Raw genomic sequence first — 16,486 nt, 5'->3', positions numbered from 1 at the left:
TCCGCAAAGGGAGCAGCTTACCAACTGGCCGGATTTTACTCCGCCCCCGACGGCACTGCGCCGGCGGTCCTGTGGCCTGGTTTGTCACCGCCCTTCACACATAAAGGGTGGCGATGTCATGGGGCACGCCGAGCAAGCGCAGCAGATATTCAATATAGCGATCAATTACCTCTGGATCTTTTGCGCCCCGCAGTACCGCATCGAGCACGGTTGCATTACCCACCGTCACAATATTGAGCAGAATGTCGTCCACAACGACCTTGAACACCCCCTTGGCGACACCCTGTTCAAGATCGAGGCGCAGCATCCGCTGATATCGCGCTCGAGTTTCTGGGAGGTTTATAGCGGCTTGAACCAATACTTTTCCAAGATCGGAGTCCGCGCTTGCAAATTCCAAAACTGATCGGGTTGCGATCGAAACCCGGTCGATTGGATCATCGATAGATTTCATGCGCTCGTTCATGAATTGAGCATAGTCGGCCACGATCGAGACAGTGACATCCCGTAAGACGGCCTCTTTGTTTTCAAAATAGAGATAAAAGGTGCCGTTTGCGACGCCAGCCTGTTCGACGATCCGCGAGACCGAAACGCTGTCATAGGGCCGTTCCGAAAAGACGATACGCGCGGCGTCGATGATCGATTTACGGGTTCGCTCGGCCTTGATCAGGCCGGCTTTACGCTGCGGCGTTTCGACGGGGGACGGCATTTCTGGTCTATCCGGTAATAGCATTTTCTCAAAACTCAGTTGGTTTGAATGTGAAAACCACTCTGCATCTGGCCCAGTTTATGCGTTGCCCGGTTCCGGGAACAGCCCCCGGCGGTCATCTATAGTCCAGAGATGACTCCCTCGGACTCGTCGATGATTGCACTGCTGCATGGATCGGCCATTTCATGCCCGTACCAACGTTGGGTGACGAAAGACTGTATTGTTCGAGCAATTCCTGTGCTAAATATGGGGTACTCCCATTTCTGGTTATGAGGCACCGTCATTTCGAACAAGCTTCCCAGACTCGTTGCTGAGCAAGGCATGTCGGGACGGGAGGAGCGATCCGGCGGTAGAGTTCCTTTCGGGTCTGCCCATTCGCGCAATGGTCCGGTTGGGAGCAAGCTGGCCTCGGCTGCACTTGGCAGTGCTCCAGCCTCACCACGACCAGTGCAGGTCGACGTTGCGCAAATCATGGCGGCCTGGGCAATGAGCGAGGGCCGCCCGCGATTGGTGCTTGCCGATGATTGCACCATTCTGTGGTGCGACCAGCGGATCAATACGATTGCGCTCAACGATTTCGGCCTTTCGATCGGACGCGGAAAGCTTGCCGCGACGCACCCACCCGCGCATTTCACCCTTGCGATGTTCATCAACGAAATCGATGGCAACATGAGTGTCGCAACCTTTCGCGACCGGAACCATCAAGACTGCTGCATCGTGATGCGGGGGCGACAACTCAACCTTGGCGGTACCCTCGTTCTGGGGATCGAGCTGGTGACCGAACGCGCTGCGGCAAGCGCCCTCTATGCGGGTATCCGGGAGGCGTTCGGCCTGACTGTTGCCGAGGAAAGGTTCGTCCAGAAACTGCTCGATGGCCGGACAGCCGCGATGGTCGCGGCTGACCTTGATATCACCGTCGATACCGCGCGCTCGCACATCCGCCAGATTTACGCCAAGATCGGCATCAATAGTCGTGAGGCATTGTTCCATCGGCTCCGCGCCTATTGTATCGATTAGAGACAGGCGCGCCAATTCTGTCGAGCGTTGCAAGACCGGCAAGCCCTTGCCTTTAACCGGCTGGTAATTGCCGAGCCCGTATTCTCGAACTCCTGCCACGGGATCGAGATATTCCATGAAACCTATTGCACGTTTATTTGCGGCGTTTGCCATCATCGCGCCCTCCCCGACGCTCGCGAGTGACGCCTCGATAACGCTCGGCATGACCGTTCCCCGCATCTGCTATTTGGCCCCGACGGGCGGGTTCAAGAGCGGTGCGGGCTATGTCCAGCTCAGCAACGTGCGCGAATTCTGCAACGGCGACGGCTATGTCATTATGCTGGATTATACGCCGGGTACGCTGGTGGGTGCGACGGCGACGTTTGCCGATCAGCGCGTCGTGCTCGATGGATCGGGCGAGGCGGTGCTGCTCGACGCAAATTACGCGGTCTCCCGCGTCTCCACTCTTGTGATCGAACGCGATGGCGTCGAACGCGAACAGTCGCGGGTCCAGCTGCGGATGGGGGCGCGCTAACCCGGTCAATTGAACGGCTCGATCCGCAAGGTAATGACGTCGCAATAAGTACCGGCCCGTTTCGTGGACGAATCAAGCGCGGGATCGACCCTGACAGCAAAAGGCACGTTATTGAGTGACCGAACGCTCGCGCCATCACCGCGGGTATCGATAAATGCCGTTGTGATCGATATCGGGATCCCGTTGAGTGTCGCCGAATAGCCAACCATCTCGGCTGAATCGCCGGTCTGCGCCAATGTTTCACCACATGTCGTGACGCGGCGCATGACGCCCGAATATTGCGACGTCGCACGAATGGAAAAGGCGTTCGATGATCGAATATCAACGTTCGTGGTCAATTGCGCGCCACCGTACAGACTGCCGAAATCGAGCAATCCCCCAGTTCCACCAGCGCTCAACGTGAGCGAAAAAACCGGAACAATCGACAGCCCGATCGTCACCAACTGCTCGCCCTCGATCGGCGCCCCGGCGGTATCGGTAGTGCGCCAATACATATGGATCTGCCGCGTCGCGGCCATTGCATCACGCCCAGGCGACAGCCAAAAGTTGAAGTTTACGAAGTCGCTGCCCGAAAATGTCCTGTCCAGTGTTTGTGACACGATTTCGCCGGGGCCGAAGGAATAGCGGATGCCGTTGTTGCTTTGGATTCGGAACGGCACGTTGCCGATGACGGTTGGAGTCGCGGTATCGACGTCATCGACGAACCAGACCGACACGCTGCGGGTGCCGGGCACGCCTGGGCAGACATCGGTAAAGGAAACGCGAAACCCGTTATAGACGGCGGTCGTCGCGGTCGCGTCATAGGGACGGGTACCCGGGCCTGCTGTGGTCACGTTAACGCACGCGAAGGCGGATTGCGGGGCAATACCGAACGCAATCAGAAGCACGACGCATACGCGAGAGAGAAAGCGCACAAAGAGGGGGCGGTCGTTCATAATGGTTCAAGATCCCCTACGCGAACCAGCCCTTGTGTGTTGGCGGGGATCACCATTTCAAACGTTAGGGGCGGCGTACTTGCCAGGCTAATCCGATATTTCCCCGGCTTTAAGCCCGATGCGCCAAACCGTCCGGCACGATCGGTGAAAATCTCCACCACGGGGGCCTTGGGGTCGTCGGTCAGCGTCGCTCGTCCCGATGCGAGCACAACTGGCGTCCCATTCTCCTTTAGATAGCCCATGGCCGTGAGCGTGTATTCTGACCCCACCGTCAGCCGATACCCTGCCTTGTAGGGCGGTCGCAGCCTGAAGGACGTGGCCCCCAGATCATAGGCGATGGGCGCATTTGGGACGTCGACAGTGACCGTTCGGTCGCTATAAGATCCCAGCTCGGTAACCGCGGCTGGTCCCAGGGTTCCGCTGCGCGCAACATATTTGGCATCGCGGCGATCAACGAACAGCGTTGCCCCGTCCAAAGTCTTGTGGGGACGCACGATCGCAAACGAGTCGGTCACCGGCCGGCCAATGGCAACCGCGCCGTCGGCGAACAGGAATGACGCGGCGACGGTGGCGTTGGTACGCGCGCTGGTCACCCGACGCGAGGCGATGTCAAAGGCCGTGCCCTGGTTTACCCCAAGATCAGCATGGCTGGTGCGCAACAACACATTGGCATTGCCCGAAACACCAGCCTCACCAACATCAAGTGCACCGTCCAAACTCAGGTCGCCCGCAGTGCCGTTTCCTGTATTGCTATACGTTAATCGGCCGCGCTGCGTCCGGCTGTCATAATCGGCAGTGCCATAGCCGCGCGATCCGAAGCGGCGCGTTAGCCCGACTAAGAAAAATACCCCGCGCCCATTGGCGTCCGATCGCTCATAGCCAGCGCTTCCGCTTAGATAGGTCGATCGGTCGAGCCTTTGGGAGAGCCGAATTGACCCTTCATAACTGTCGCGGCGATTGTCGCGTCGTGTGGCATAAGAGCCGCCAACCGTGACATAACTGGTTGGAGTCAACCGAAAGGCGCTGGTGGCGGAGGCCCGCAGCGCATTTGTCGCTGGCTGCGCCGCGGCAGGCGTAACATTGGTGTAGTTGCGGCTGGTGTAATCGATCGCAATGCCAAAGCCTGAAAAACCGATGCCGGTGCGATTGGATCCGCCCCATTGATAGGTAAGGCGGCCAGAATAACCAAAGCCGAGCTGGCTGTTCCGGCTAGCGGATGCCTCGCCCAGCAACCGGCCAAAGCTTGATGACATATTACCCTGAAAAGAGGCTGCCTGGGTATCGCGATCAGCTTGCATCCCGCCGCCCAGCGTGAACGTGTCGGTCAACCCGCGTCGGTAGAAAAAATTGCCGACTGGCCGCTTGAAATCATAATCACGGCCCAGGCTGTTCTGATTGGCGAGCAACCCGACGGCAAAGCTGAATTCATCCAGCCCGCGCCCCAGCAGTGCAAAATCATAATAGCGGCTGAAATCGGCAACGTCGCGTCGCCCAAAGGAATCGGTCGCAACGATCTGAACATTGTTAGCGCCCGCCACGAAGGGAAAATCGCTCAGCCGGTAACTGCCGGGAGATAGGCTCAAGCGGCGCACGGTGACGCCATTGATCAAAACATCGACCTGCGACTGGTTGTTGAGCGCGAAGCTCTCGAAATTCTGGGTGCGTATGTTACGCGCCGGATCGAACAGGCGTGACTGGCGCTCGACGCCGATCCCCAGCAGCGACGGCGCGCTGAGAAGCCCGTTTGAGCTCGAGAAGATATCGCCTGCGACAATGCGCCGGTCATGCTCGGGCTGATCGAATACCAACCGGCTAAAGCCCCGCGTAAACCGCCGATTTGTCGTCATGTCATAGGTCAGATCGCTTTCCAGAACTACGCCGCCCAACCGTGCGCCCGCCGACGCCGTTACAATCGGCAGAACGACACCTGAATTTTGGCCGACCGCCTCATAGCCTACGCCTGTTGCGACGTTCAGAAACGCCGAAACGCCGGCGGGGGCTGTAAAGCTGCCACTGTCCGGGCGGTCTCGGCCTGGGGTAAGCCGGATCGCGGTTGCGTCTCCTGGCTGCATGGCGGTGCGGGCGGTGATCTTGGCCGCTGGAACATCGAAGCGGATATCCAGGCCGGCTGCGCGGATATCATCGAGCCGAATCATTGCGTTGGTTGTCGGGAGCGATCGTATCGCCTGCAAGATGCCGGGATCGACGACGTTGTCGAGCAGGGTCTCTAGCGCACTTGGCGATACCGATAGGGTGTCGTCCAGACCGATCCGCAACGGGAGATCGCCCAACATCTTGCCGTTGACCTCAAGTGGGAAATCCAGCGTGACCTCGCGACCATAGGTATTGATGCGCGGCGTGATAAACTCATCAGTCGAAATCGGTTTTGGCGCCAAAATGCCGGGATTGCCCTCCCCTAGCGGAGATAATGCAGCGGCTGGCGTCAAACCGCGCGGCGGTTCACCCAATGCCGTGCGTGCAGCCGAGATCGAACGCTGAAATAAGACGGCCGGTTCGACCGAGATTGGGATCGCGTCGGGTTGAGGTGGCAGCTCGTCATCGATTGCCGAACGGATAATCGGCTTGACGGGCAAGGGTGCTACGATCCCTAGAGATGGGCCCGCCGAAATCGCCTTTGCTCGACTGCTGGTCCGCTGTGCTGGCTGCGCAGCGCCTGGGTTAGGGGTTGCTTGAGGCGCTTGCTTGTTCGTTGACCCAGGCGACAGATCCAGCCCGGCACCCGGAAGGACCCACGAAGGCTCCGTGCCGGCTGGTGATGACGTGTTGGCAACTGGGGGCGTTACCATCGGCGCAGTGAGTGTGGCACGTGCCTCGGCCAGCGAGCGGCGGATGTCGCTAGAGGCAAAATCAATGATGATGAAATTGTCGGGCAAAGCTACAGCTTGATCCCCGGTCGCGGCGACGGCCGGCGCGACCGGACTTACAAGCGAAGCGTCGCCCGTCGCCAGCGGCTTTGCGAACGGCTGATCTAGATCAGTCCCAAGGGCAATCTTCGGGGTGATCGGCACGCGCTTTATCGGTAACGGCGCGGCCGCCACATCATTGGCCGGGCTCGGCAGCCGCATATCAGCGCTAAGCTCAAGGGGCTGCGACGATGCCGCGTTGTGCCCAACGGGGCCGTCGATCATCGACAGCTTTTCAGTCAATGCCGTGGTTGCCGCCATCAGCCGCGCGAGCGAAGGATTGGGAGTTATCGGAATTGCTGTAGCGGGATTGGGGATCGCGATATCGATTGGATCGGCCTGATCCTGTATCGCCACCGCTGATCCCATTGGCAGCGGCCTGCCCGACTGCTCGTCCGGCGAGCGATCGGCTGGCGGCGCGCTGTCATTGGCCGCTGGCGGAACCACGGCGCGCAAGGGTTGCCTGGCTGTAACACTTGCGGGGCGATTTTCCGTGGCCGCAACGCCGGCATTCTCATCCGCATCGTCGGCGCGGTTGACCGGCTCCTTCCATGCGGAGGCAGCCAGTCCATTGCGCCACCGTTGATCAGCGCTGTCGGCGACGGTTTTGGGTAACACCTGATCATCTTGCAGATCGAGCGGCTTATTTCTTTCTCTTGATGACGCCCGCTCTTTAGATGCCGCGACCGGGCCCAGATCAATCCGTTGGGCAATCGGTCCGATATCGATCATCCGATCTGATCCGATCGACTGAGTGTCGATCATCGGCATCTCGGGTGTTGGTGACGCTCCGATGGCCAATGGCAGCTCGGCAGCTACCATAGCGCCATCTAGTGCAGCCGCCGATGTCGCGGTCGCCGCTGGGGCGGGCGGAGGGCTAGTGGTTAACGGCCTGGGTGACGCCGCTGCCGGTTCAACAGCCAGCGCCGTCTGATCAGGCACCGGCGATTGGTGAAAATCGTCGATCTGCTGGATAAGATTGTCGATGGCACGATTGATCGCCCGATCAATCGGCTTAGGGTCGCGTTTCTCGGTCGATGTGCTGTGGAACGGAACCCGGGGCACTTTGCGCTCGGACTGCGCCGTCGTCTTTGAAGGCACCTGCGGAGGCCCCGGCATTGCCGCATAGTGTGTCGCCGCAGGCTGATATGCCAACCAGCCCGCAACAACGCCCCCAGCGACGATCGGCGTGCCAAGCAGCGCCGTACCGAGCTTGAGCCTATTTTTGGCGGCCGTTATCATATTCCGCCTTGATGGCGCCGCCAGCGGCCGGCAAGTCGTAGGGAAGCGTTATGGTGCGCGACCCATTGGCCGGTACGATGCCGAGCCCGACTTCCTTATCGATCCGCGCCGCATTTAGCGATTGCCGCCACACCGTCTCGCCCGAAGGGCCAACCTGGCGGACCGTCAGGGAACCACGGCTGATTAGCGCGTGGCGCGTCCCCCGGTTGGCAAACGTCACTGTCGCATGGCGCTTGCCCGCGCGGTCGGTCGTGACCCCTGTCCCTGTCACGGCCATCGCAGATCGTCCCTCGATCGGCGCGACAGCCATGAAGCCGCTAACGCTATAGACAATCTGGATCTGAGAGGCGGCACCCGGCGCTGGCTGGATCGGCAACTGATCGATCGAATATTGAAACAGGCGGCTGCTTGAGAGGGTGGCGGCCCCCACATATTGAACGCGGAAATTCTGCGTCGCGCCGGGGGCAATCGATGCCTGGACGGGGATGGTTACGAAGTCGTTGTTCGCCGCCGTCAGCTTACCGGCACGACCATTCTGATCCAGCGACATCGCGGCGATGTTAATCGTCACTGGCAGTCGGCTCTCTGTCGGATTTGTAACGGTAATCGTCCCCGAGGATCTGGTTCCTTCTTCGAGCTCAAGAAAGACCGGCGAGACCGACATCGCCCACGCGGTGCCAATTCCCAAAAATAGCACTGCCATAAGAAATATGAGCGCTCTGCGCATGATTGGCATTTCCCATTTAGAAATTGGGGAGATGATCGGTCGCCGGGGTCTGCAATTGGATCACTGGCTGCGGGCCGGGGTTCCAATCCGCCCGCAACCAGTGTCCTCAAGGCCAAGCAGGCACGTAGCCTGGTGGCTTTGAATCAGCTTGCCGGTCCAAAAGTCACGCGCAGAACGTCCGAATAGGTGCCTGCAAGCATCGGCGTCGTGCCGCTGCCGGTGGTCACGATCTGCAACACAGCGTTAGTCGTATTCACCGCTTCGGCTGCGGTGACCGGGGTCCCAACCAGTGCAGCCCCAGCAGTGTTGCTCGTCGCGGTACCAGTCGTCGTTAGCGTTGCGTTGGACGCGGTTCCCCAGCCGGAGAGCGAAGCGGTATAATTGACGCGCTTGTTGAAGGTGCCGGAGGTTGGTGTGGTCGCCGTATTGACCATACCATTGTTATCAGAAGTCAATTTCACGGGAGCCAGCGCATAATTGCAATAGGCACTGACGTTGAGCGCAGTGGTCTTCGAGGTGCTCAGCGCAGTGGCCGTATCCACCAGCCCGTTTGCATAGCTAAGTGTAGCGCTCGACGTTGTGCCCGCAGTGCCATTCACCAGCGACCCAGTGCCGGTAATTCCATCGATCGAGCGGATGTAGCAGGTATTGGGCACCGTTGCGTTGGCGGTTACGACACTGTTTGCGGTATCCTGCGCGTGTGCGGTGCCTATGGCCGTGGCAATCGTCGCGCTAAGCGCGACAATCTTTATGAAAGTCTTCATGTTGCGTCCTTTGTTTGGTGTTTGGACAAGCCGGACGATGGTCCGGCATGTCGAGGCGGTTTTGGGGCAACGCCAATGGCACTAGCCCCCGGGCATCGCACGCCGCCTTCGGCATGCGCTTTCAGCCAGAGCCGCCCCATCACGGTGCGAACTCGACAGAAATCCGAATAACATCTTGATAAGCGCCCGCCAGCCGCGGTCTCGCGGCTTCACCCAGCCAGTGCAGCGATAGCTCCGCTGTTTGGCGAATGGCAGTATGTGTTGCCGAATCCAGCGATGCGCAGCTCGCCGCGGCTAGCAACGCAGCGCTCGCGCAGGCATAGATAGCGCCCGCACCACCACCATCGAACGGGACGTTGAGCGATGCAGTATAGGGAATGGTCGTTTCGAAACCGGCTACGTCTCGCCCGCCGCTGTGCACCAAGGCACCGCTGTCCGACATAAGGTGAACAACGAACGGGCTGTTGCAGTTGAACGCCACATTGGCGCCGATCGTGCCTGCCAGCCGGACATCACCCAGTTCGAGCGACGACACGGCCATTGCAATTGAGCAACTTCGCTCAATCGTCCCGGTTATGGTAATAGAGGCACTATCGCTACCGCCTGCCATCGCCGGCAGCGGTAACGCGATGAGCGCTGACAAGATTGTAGCCGCATTGCGCTTCCGCACTACTCGTCCCCCACAACGAATCGGAATTGCTCGTTAATTTTGGGTAAACGGACCCATGACCGAGTCGCATCACCAATTATGATGAGGTCCCAAATCTGAACGCCAGCGCGATATGCTGAGATGCGCGATTCGCTTAGCTTGTGCGCCAACATTTTCTCCCCAAGGAGATGCAATCGGCTAGGGTCTCAACAAAATCAGGCCCCTCGGTAATGCTGCTCGCGTGCCTCCTGTACGGGACCGATTATCAGAAGGCGCGAGTTTCTTGTGGGCCAGCTTATATCGAAAGGCGGTTGCCCAGCGAACGACGGGTTTCAGGATACTGAAATTCTGCGCTGACCGACCAAAACTGGGTCGGAAGCGGTCAACGATGCGTTGCCCTTAGGAGGGGCAGCTATCCGACTTTTGCTGCTGAAACCCGCCAGTCAGCAATCGGTCCAAGACAAGACCTTGTTGGGAAGCCCAAACCCGAGGGCTCTCAAGCGAGCGGTGACCCGGCCCCGGCCTGAATCGGCGACGAGCAGTGTGGACCGAGCCCATCTTCCTACCCAAAACGCCCCAAGCAGGACCCAAACGGCCACCCAGTCGAAAGGCACTTCCGCCTTATCTGTCTAAGATTGCCTTATGAAAGGGCTGGTGCCGCTTACAGGACTCGAACCTGTGACCCCCGCATTACGAATGCGATGCTCTACCAGCTGAGCTAAAGCGGCGCCTGGTGCGACGGGCGAAGGCGGCTCGTCGAGGAGGCGGCCACTAACAGAGCGGCACTGGGCTGGCAAGTCGTCCGCAAGCCCGGGTGCTGGTGCCGACGGCCCCTCCAACCATCGTGCACCGCTTTACACAAGATTTACCACAATCAGGCAGAACAGGGGTGAAACCGGGCATCAGCCCAATAAGGATAAACGCATGGACACGCTTCGCGGGTTCGAAGACGACCGCACCGAACGCGCCGATCATGACAACCATGACCAGGCTGATCTGCGCGTGGACGACAATGCCCAGATGGATATCGGTACCGATGAGCGCCGCATGCATGTGCGCGCCTATAACCACTGGGTATCGCTGCTGAACGGGCGGGCTTATCCATCGATTGAGGATCTCGATCCTGAAAACATCGCCGATTTCGGGCCGCACAGCGTGTTGCTCGATTTTACGGGCGGCATCGATAATCCGGCGATCCAGTTTCTGGGCAGCGCGCTCCGCGCCGAATGCGCGCTCGATTCGAGCGTCACCCATATCAATCAGGTGCCGAGTCGTTCGCTGCTTTCCCGCCTGACGGATCATTACCTGCAAATCATCGCCAATCGGGCGCCCATCGGGTTTGAAGCCGAGTTTGTCGGCACGCGCGGGCACAACACTATGTACCGCGGCATCCTGATGCCGTTTTCGTCCGACGACGACACAATCGACTTCATTTACGGCGTGATCAACTGGAAGGAGCTGGTCGACGAACAGACCCAGGCCAAGCTAACCGCAGAAGTGGCCGAGTCGGTCCGCAACGCGACACGGACCGCCGTCACCGCGCCTGCTTGGGCGAGTGGCCCCAGCGCAGACATTGGCGATGATCTGGACGATGCACTTGGCGATGCGCCTGCCGACCATATCAATGATCAGCATGCTGCCGCTTTTGACCATAATGGCGATCAAGGCACGGCGACCCCGCTGGCCGACCAATTGATGCTGGCGCAACAAACTGCAGCCGTCGCACGCGCATCCGACACGCGCAGCCGGGCCGCGCTGTATCGGGCGCTTGGCCGCGCCTTTGATTTCGCGATGGCGACGAATAACGATCCGGCGGGCTATACCGTCCTGCTGGCCAAGGCGGGCATTGCCGAACAGGCCCGCGCGCCGATGACGCCGATCATCAAGCTCGTGTTCGGCACCGATTATGACAAGACACGCATTACCGAATTTGCATCGGTCCTGGCGCATGCCCGTCGTTGCAATGTGCCGACCGGCGCACTCGCCGATTTCCTCGACATGGCTGAAGGCGGGATCAAGGGCATCGTTGCGGCCGAGCGCGCGCTACGTCGTCCGGCTGCAAAGCCCGATCCGATCGAGGCCGCCCGCGCGACCTTTGCCAAGCACGCGCCGCTGGCGACGATCGATTTCGCAACGGGCCTTGAGGCTGGGGAATTCGTGCTGCTAATCGCGCGGGCGAGCGATACCGGTTCGACCGAGATTTTCGGCAGCATTGCCGCCACCGCCCCCGGCGCCGCTACCCTGATCGGCAAGGCTGCACGCAACCGCTGATTCCAGAGCGGCGGTGCACGCGATGAGAGAGATCGCGCACGGTGGTCCGCGCGCACTCTTGAGATGAAGCGCGGCTCGGCGCATAGCGGGCCATGGTCAAAGCCACGCTGAAATCGCTGTCTGATGCGCTCGCCGTCAGGCTCGTCGAGGGGGCCCTGCCGGGCGAGTTGGAGGGGTTCGGTAAGGCCGAGCGGGCCGAAGCCGCGCGCTTCATGGCCGCCACCGCCGGCCAGCGCCCCCCCGGCACACCCCGTCTCGATCTTGAAACGATCGCCGGCGATGCCGCGCACCGCAAGATGCGGCTGGCGATCGTCAACGATGATATGCCGTTCCTGGTCGATTCGATCGCCGCCGCCATCAGCGCGCACGATATTGCGATCGATCGCATCATCCACCCCGTTGTGCCGGTCGAGCGCGATAATGACGGTGCGCTGGTCCGGGTTGGCGTCGGCCAGCCCGAATCGATGATCTATATCGAGATGGAACGCGCTGATGCGCGCATCCGCCGTGCCCTGCTGAGTGATCTGGAACGCGGGCTCGCCAATGTCCGTGCTGCAGTGGCCGATTGGCTGGCGATGCAGGCGCGGATGGCCGATGACGCGGCGTTGCTTGCCCGCACAACGGTGGAAGAAATCCGCGAAGGGGCGGCGCTGCTCGATTGGTTCGCCGATCGCAAGATGACGCTGCTCGGCTATGAGCGATGGCTGCGCGACGGCACGATTGTCGAGCGGCTGGGCATTACCCGCCAGGAACAGCCGGTGCCGTTGCTTGCCGATAGTTCCCGCGCGCTGGCGCTGAAATGGTTTGAAGAGGGCAATGCGCCCCCACTCGTCGTCAAATCGAACCTGATTTCGAGTGTTCACCGGCACGTGCCGCTTGATCTGGTGATCGTGCCGGTGCGCGACGGAAAGAAGATCACGGGCCTGTCGATCCATGCCGGTTTGTGGACGAGTGCGGCGCTAGGCGCCCCGCCGCAGGAAGTGCCCGTGCTGCGGGCGCGGCTGGCGATGCTGGAGAAAAAGCTGGGCTTCGATCCGCGCGGCCATACCGGCAAAGCGCTGAACCATGCGCTCGGCGCGTTGCCGCATGATCTGGTGACGGCATTCGACCAGGCATCGCTCGAGCAATTGTCGCTGACCGCGATGTCGCTGGCGGATCGCCCGCGCGCTGAAATGGTACTGGTCCGCAGCATGCTGGGGCGGCACATGTTCGCGTTCGTCTGGCTGCCGCGCGACGACCTGTCGACTGCACGACGGATCGCCATTGGCGACATGCTGGCCGAAGCATCGAACGGATCGCTGCTCAACTGGTCGATCGCACTGGAAGACGGTGTGATCGCGATGATCCGCTACACCTTCGATCTGCGCGGCGATGGCCATATGCCTCAGGTCGAACCGCTGAACAGCCGGTTGCGCCATATGGTGCGCGGCTGGGTACCCGCGGTTGAAGCGGCGCTTGGCGAGCGGCTCGAGCCGACCCGGGCGGCACGCCTTGCGCTGCGCCATGCGGCGTCGTTCCCGGAGAGCTACCGGACGGTCAATAGCGCTGTGGAGGCAGCGCATGATATCGAGCGGCTTGCTACCTTGGCCGATGGCAGTGCGCGATCGGTGCGGCTCTATCAGGCAGCAAGCGGCCAGCGCCTGAAAATTTACCGGTTGGGTGGCGCCTTGGCGCTATCCGATGCGGTGCCGGTGCTAGAGAATTTCGGCTTCCGGGTGATAGAGGAAGTGCCGACCGCATTGACGGATGAGGCCCAAGGTTTTGTCCATGATTTCGCGATTGCCACAGGCGAAGGGTCAACACGCAGCCCGCTCGCCGGGGACACGCCGGTACTCGAGCAGGCGATTGCGGCCGTGCTCGAGGGCCAAGCCGAGAATGATGCGTTCAACCGGCTGATCGCCGATGTTGGGCTAGCCCCTGCCGCCGTCGTGCTGTTCCGCGCCTGGTTCCGCTATCTGCGCCAGGCCGGGATGACCTATGGCCTGATCACCGTCGTCGACGCGCTGCGGCGTGCGCCTGCGGTCGCCAAGGCGCTGATCGCCCGGTTCGAGGCGGCGCATAACGCCAAATCGAAGGCCAGCACCGACGCTGCCATCGCGGCGATTGAAACGGGACTAGAAGCCGTATCGGCGATCGATGACGACCGCATTCTGCGCGCGATCAACGGCGTTATCGCCGCCACGCTGCGCACCAATGCTTTTTCTCCTGCTGCTGCCGAAGCGCTCGCTTTCAAGCTCGACAGCAAACTGGTGCCCGGCCTGCCCGCGCCTGTGCCATGGCGTGAAATCTGGGTGTACAGCCCGCGCGTTGAGGGCATCCATCTGCGCGCCGGTCCAGTCGCCCGCGGTGGCTTGCGCTGGTCCGACCGGCGCGATGATTTCCGCACCGAGATTTTGGGGCTGATGAAGGCGCAGCGCGTGAAGAACGCCGTGATCGTGCCAACAGGCGCCAAGGGCGGATTCTACCCCAAGCAATTGCCCCCGGTTTCGAACCGCGATGCCTGGCTGGCAGAGGGCACCGAAAGCTACCGCATCTTCATCCGCACCTTGTTGTCGGTCACCGACAATATCGTCGACGGCAAGGTCGTACACCCCGCCCAGGTCGCCATCCATGACGGCGAGGATCCCTATTTCGTCGTTGCCGCTGACAAGGGCACGGCGACCTTTTCGGACGTCGCCAATGCCATCGCGCTCGAACGCGGCTTCTGGCTGGGCGATGCCTTCGCCTCGGGCGGCAGCCAGGGCTATGACCATAAGGCAATGGCGATCACCGCCAAGGGTGCCTGGGTATCGGTGCAGCGCCACTTCGCCGAACGCGGCGTCGATGTGCAGACCCAACCCATCCGCATTGCGGGCTGTGGCGACATGTCGGGCGACGTGTTCGGTAACGGACTGCTGCTGTCAAAGGCCGTCAAGCTGGTCGCCGCCTTTGATCACCGCCACATCTTCATCGATCCCGATCCCGATCCGGCAACAAGCTGGGCGGAGCGCGCACGGCTTTTCGCGCTGCCGCGGTCGAGCTGGGCCGATTATGATGCGAAGCTGATCTCCAAAGGGGGCGGCATCTTCTCGCGCACCGAAAAGTCGATCAAGCTGTCGAAGCAGATGCGCGAACTAATCGGGCAGGACGTGAACGAACTCGATCCGGTGGCGCTGATCTCCGCGATCCTGAAGGCACAGGTCGATCTCATCTGGTTCGGCGGCATTGGCACCTATGTGAAGGCGGCGGCAGAGAACAACATTCAAGTCGGCGATCCCGCCAATGATCGGCTGCGCGTGAATGCCGAAGAGCTTCGCGCGACCGCGATCGGCGAGGGTGCCAATCTGGGCGTGACGCAGGCGGCGCGGATCGCCTTTGCGGCACGCGGTGGGCGGATCAACACCGATTTCATCGACAATTCGGCCGGGGTCGATTGCTCGGATAACGAGGTGAACATCAAGATCGCGCTCAACCGCGAGATGATCGAGGGGCGGCTGTCATTCGACAAACGCAACAAACTGCTCGTCTCGATGACCGATGATGTCGCCAACATCGTGCTTGAAGACAACCGCCTGCAAACGCTTGCGCTGTCGATCATGGAACATGACGGCGCACAATCGCTCGCCAGCTATGTTCGCCTGATCGAGATTTTCGAAAGCGGCGGCAGGCTCGACCGCGCGGTCGAGGGACTGAGCGGTAACGAGGATTTGCTGCGGCGTGCGCAGGAGGGTCAGGGGCTCACCCGGCCGGAGCTCGCCGTGCTGCTCGCCACCGCCAAGCTCGCGTTGCAGGACGCGATCGAGAAGAGCCCGCTTGCACTGGACCCCCTGCTGCTCGCCGATCTGCGCGCCGCTTTCCCCAAGGCGATGCGCCAAAAATTCGCCGAAGCGATTGATGGCCACCAGCTGCGCGGTGAAATCGTCGCGACCAAGCTCGCCAACCGGCTGATCAACCGGCTCGGTGTGCTGCACCCGTTCGAGCTCGCCGAGGAAGAAGGCGCGGCAATGGCCGATATCGCGGCGATGTTCGTCGTGGTGGAGCAATTGTTCGGGCTGCCCGCGCTGTGGGCGGAGATCGAAGCCGCCGACATGCCTGAGGTTGCCCGGATCATCCTGTTCGATGAAGTGGCGATCGGCGTGCGATCACAAATGGCCGATCTGCTGCGCATCAGCCGCCCGGGCGCGAGCCCCGGCCCGGTGCTCGAACGGGTCGCCAAGGGGTTCAATGCACTCGACAAGCAAACGAAGGTGCTGTTGCTCGAGGAAGCACAGACGCAGAGCCAGCGGATCGTGACGCGGCTGGAAGGCTTTGGTGCGCCGTCAAAGCTCATCTACAAGGTCCTGCGCCTGTTCGAGCTCGACGGCGCGATCGGGCTGGCCGATCTGGGCCAGCGGCTCGGCATCGACGAAACCGTGCTGACGCGCGCCTTTACCCGGCTTGGCCAGGCGCTGGGGCTCGATTGGGCACAGACCAATGCGGCATGGATCACCTCGAGCGACCCGTGGGAACGGCTGCTGATCGCCGGGCTCGCGCGCGATTTCCAGCAGTTGCGGCTCGAATTCCTCAGCCGCAACGCTGCCGGTGATCCGCAGGCACTGGTGGAGACGTGGCTTGCCGACAATGCCGCCCGCGTCGGGCAGTTCAAGGCACTTGTCGACCGCGCCCGCCGCGCGCCTGCCCCCAATGCCGCGATGCTCGCGCAGATCGCCGGGCAGGCGCGGGTGCTGCTGGGGCGGTAACGCCGCCCCAGTCACGCTC

10 protein-coding genes and 1 tRNA gene are annotated in these 16,486 nt (G+C 61.2%); 4 read left to right on the top strand and 7 right to left on the bottom strand.

The window, feature by feature from the left end; translation table 11 throughout:
- Positions 1-94: 94 nt before the first annotated feature.
- Positions 95-706, bottom strand: coding sequence for a TetR family transcriptional regulator (locus tag B7Y49_RS06990; RefSeq protein WP_374126859.1), 612 nt, complete (start codon positions 704-706; stop codon positions 95-97).
- A gap of 321 nt (positions 707-1,027) precedes the next feature.
- On the opposite strand from B7Y49_RS06990, the gene B7Y49_RS06985 reads away from it, so the two are divergent.
- Positions 1,028-1,723, top strand: a complete 696-nt coding sequence (locus B7Y49_RS06985) for a helix-turn-helix transcriptional regulator (protein ID WP_374126858.1) — start codon at positions 1,028-1,030, stop codon at positions 1,721-1,723.
- Positions 1,724-1,838: 115 nt separating this feature from the next.
- Positions 1,839-2,237, top strand: coding sequence for a hypothetical protein (locus B7Y49_RS06980; protein ID WP_374126857.1), 399 nt, complete (start codon positions 1,839-1,841; stop codon positions 2,235-2,237).
- A gap of 5 nt (positions 2,238-2,242) precedes the next feature.
- Here the strand turns inward: B7Y49_RS06980 and B7Y49_RS06975 are convergent, their stop codons facing one another.
- The 6 genes from B7Y49_RS06975 to B7Y49_RS06950 all read right to left on the bottom strand — a co-directional run bounded on the left by B7Y49_RS06975 (position 2,243) and on the right by B7Y49_RS06950 (position 10,206).
- Positions 2,243-3,070 carry a hypothetical protein gene (locus B7Y49_RS06975; protein ID WP_374126856.1) on the bottom strand — a complete coding sequence of 276 codons (828 nt, stop codon included), beginning with the start codon at positions 3,068-3,070 and terminating at the stop codon, positions 2,243-2,245.
- A 98-nt stretch (positions 3,071-3,168) separates the two neighbouring features.
- Positions 3,169-7,338, bottom strand: coding sequence for a hypothetical protein (locus tag B7Y49_RS06970; RefSeq protein ID WP_374126855.1), 4,170 nt, complete (start codon positions 7,336-7,338; stop codon positions 3,169-3,171).
- Positions 7,316-7,909: a hypothetical protein gene (locus tag B7Y49_RS06965; protein ID WP_374126854.1), complete on the bottom strand. Its 594-nt coding sequence runs from the start codon at positions 7,907-7,909 to the stop codon at positions 7,316-7,318. The genes B7Y49_RS06970 and B7Y49_RS06965 overlap by 23 nt, the downstream gene beginning before the upstream one ends.
- A 299-nt stretch (positions 7,910-8,208) precedes the next feature.
- Positions 8,209-8,829, bottom strand: coding sequence for a hypothetical protein (locus B7Y49_RS06960; RefSeq protein WP_374126853.1), 621 nt, complete (start codon positions 8,827-8,829; stop codon positions 8,209-8,211).
- Positions 8,830-8,968: 139 nt separating this feature from the next.
- Entirely contained in the window at positions 8,969-9,370 is a 402-nt protein-coding gene (locus B7Y49_RS06955) for a hypothetical protein (protein ID WP_374126852.1), read from the bottom strand.
- A gap of 760 nt (positions 9,371-10,130) precedes the next feature.
- Positions 10,131-10,206, bottom strand: a tRNA-Thr gene (locus B7Y49_RS06950).
- A gap of 196 nt (positions 10,207-10,402) precedes the next feature.
- On the opposite strand from B7Y49_RS06950, the gene B7Y49_RS06945 reads away from it, so the two are divergent.
- Together B7Y49_RS06945 and B7Y49_RS06940 are read left to right on the top strand one after the other, a co-directional pair.
- Positions 10,403-11,749, top strand: a complete 1,347-nt coding sequence (locus B7Y49_RS06945) for a hypothetical protein (protein ID WP_374126851.1) — start codon at positions 10,403-10,405, stop codon at positions 11,747-11,749.
- Between the two features lie 92 nt (positions 11,750-11,841).
- Entirely contained in the window at positions 11,842-16,467 is a 4,626-nt protein-coding gene (locus tag B7Y49_RS06940; RefSeq protein WP_374126850.1) for an NAD-glutamate dehydrogenase, read from the top strand.
- Positions 16,468-16,486 lie beyond the last annotated feature (19 nt).

The sequence above is a fragment of the Sphingomonas sp. 28-62-11 genome, assembly GCF_002278865.1.
GTDB lineage: Bacteria > Pseudomonadota > Alphaproteobacteria > Sphingomonadales > Sphingomonadaceae > Sphingomonas.
This window is presented reverse-complemented; position numbering and strand designations above follow the sequence as displayed.